1 protein-coding gene and 1 pseudogene are annotated in these 2,370 nt (G+C 69.2%); one reads left to right on the forward strand and one right to left on the reverse strand.

What is annotated here, in order from left to right; translation table 11 throughout:
* Window positions 1–258, reverse strand: a pseudogene (locus tag CA983_RS47400) (hypothetical protein); the annotation flags it as partial.
* 210 nt (window positions 259–468) lie between these two features.
* On the opposite strand from CA983_RS47400, the gene gcl reads away from it, so the two are divergent.
* Complete coding sequence (gcl, locus tag CA983_RS42825; protein WP_086606016.1) at window positions 469–2,253, forward strand: glyoxylate carboligase; 1,785 nt, start codon at window positions 469–471, stop codon at window positions 2,251–2,253.
* The last annotated feature ends 117 nt before the right edge of the window (window positions 2,254–2,370 follow it).

Consider the following 2,370-nt stretch of genomic DNA (forward strand, 5'->3'; position numbering starts at 1 on the left):
CTCCGCCACCGGCACCCGCAGCACCACCCCGCACGGGCATCCCACCTCCGGCCGCGGCCACTCCCCGCGCCGGCCGCAGGATGCGCACCGCACCGTCACCCAGTCGTCCTGCCAGACGCGATGGGTGACGGGTGTCACCGTCCCGTCCGGGTCGAGCCGCGGGGCGACGGGCGCTCCGCACACGCACGGGTACGACGGGGCCGTGAAGCGGTGCTCTCGTCGGCAGGACGGACAGCGCACCGGCACGCTCTCGGCCATGGCCACTCCAGTACGGCGTCACATCGGGACAGCCCGTCCATCGTGCTCCAGCGGAGCCCTGCCTGTCCGCCGCTTGCCCCTCTCTTGACGCCCTTCGCCCGCCCCGCATACATTCATTCCAGATAGTAGAAGTTAATTTCCGCAATACGGAAGAGCTCACCGCGGGGCGCGACGGGAGTGCGAATCCGACAGCCGAAGCAGGAGTACTCGATGGCTCGAATGACCGCTGCCCGCGCGGCAGTTGAGATCCTCAAGCGCGAGGGCGTCACCGACGCGTTCGGTGTCCCGGGCGCGGCGATCAACCCCTTCTACGCGGCGCTCAAGGCCTCCGGCGGCATCACCCACACCCTCGCCCGCCACGTGGAGGGCGCCTCGCACATGGCCGAGGGCTACACCCGCACCCACCCGGGCAACATCGGCGTCTGCATCGGCACCTCCGGCCCGGCCGGCACCGACATGATCACGGGCCTGTACTCCGCGACCGGCGACTCCATCCCGATCCTGTGCATCACCGGCCAGGCTCCGACCGCCGTGATCCACAAAGAGGACTTCCAGGCCGTCGACATCGCCTCGATCGCCAAGCCGGTCACCAAGATGGCCGTGACCGTGCTGGAGGCCGCGCAGGTCCCCGGCGTCTTCCAGCAGGCCTTCCACCTGATGCGTTCCGCCCGCCCCGGCCCGGTCCTGATCGACCTGCCGATCGACGTCCAGATGACGGAGATCGAGTTCGACCCGGACACGTACGAGCCGCTCCCGGTCTACAAGCCCGCCGCGACCCGCGCCCAGATCGAGAAGGCGATCGGGATGCTGAACGCCGCCGAGCGCCCGCTGATCGTCGCGGGCGGCGGTGTCATCAACGCCGACGCCGCCGAACTGCTCGTCGAGTTCGCCGAGTTGACCGGCACTCCGGTCGTCCCCACCCTCATGGGCTGGGGCGTCCTGCCCGACGACCACGAGCTGAACGCCGGCATGGTCGGCCTCCAGACCTCACACCGCTACGGCAACGCGACCTTCCTGGAGTCCGACTTCGTCCTCGGCATCGGCAACCGCTGGGCCAACCGCCACACCGGCAAACTCGACGTCTACACCGCCGGACGGAAGTTCGTCCACGTCGACATCGAGCCCACCCAGATCGGCAAGATCTTCGCCCCCGACTACGGCATCGCCTCCGACGCCAAGGCCGCGCTGGAGCTGTTCGTCGAGGTGGCGCGCGAGCTGAAGACGGCCGGCAGGCTGCCCGACCGCTCCGCCTGGGCGGCCTCGGCACAGGAGCGGAAGGCGACCCTCCAGCGCCGTACGCACTTCGACGACATCCCGATCAAGCCGCAGCGGGTCTACGAGGAGATGAACAAGGCCTTCGGCCCGGAGACCCGGTACGTCTCCACCATCGGCCTCTCGCAGATCGCCGGCGCCCAGATGCTGCACGTCTACCGGCCCCGCCACTGGATCAACTGCGGCCAGGCCGGCCCGCTCGGCTGGACCATCCCGGCCGCACTCGGCGTCGCCAAGGCCGACCCGGAGGCGTCCGTCGTCGCGCTCTCCGGCGACTACGACTTCCAGTTCATGATCGAGGAACTGGCCGTCGGCGCGCAGCACAAGATCCCGTACGTCCATGTCCTCGTCAACAACTCCTACCTGGGCCTGATCCGCCAGGCACAGCGCGCGTTCGACATCGACTTCCAGGTCAACCTGGAGTTCGAGAACATCAACGCGCCCGAGCTCGGCGTCTACGGCGTCGACCACGTCAGGGTCGCCGAGGGCCTCGGCTGCAAGGCGATCCGCGTCACCGACCCCGCCGAACTCGGCGCCGCCTTCGAGCAGGCCAAGAAGCTCGCCGCTGAGTTCCGGGTCCCGGTCGTCGTCGAGGCGATCCTGGAGCGCGTCACCAACATCTCCATGTCGACGACCAACGACATCGGCAACGTCGTGGAGTTCGAGGAACTCGCCACGGAGCCGGGCCACGCGCCGACGTCGATCAAGACACTGAAGGTCTGACGCGCACGCGGGAGAGGGGCGGCCCGTCCGGAAGGACAGGCCGCCCCTTACACGTGCGTGCTCCAAGGCCCATGATGCGGGGACCAGAGGTCAGTCCCCGCCACCGCCGCCTCCACC

Origin of the sequence: Streptomyces swartbergensis, from assembly GCF_002148965.1 — a bacterium.
Lineage (GTDB): Bacteria > Actinomycetota > Actinomycetes > Streptomycetales > Streptomycetaceae > Streptomyces > Streptomyces swartbergensis.

Bases quoted from the DNA above. Each gene is read 5' to 3' on its own strand.
- gcl (WP_086606016.1), top strand. From the start codon at position 469: ATGGCTCGAATGACCGCTGCCCGCGCGGCAGTTGAGATCCTCAAGCGC.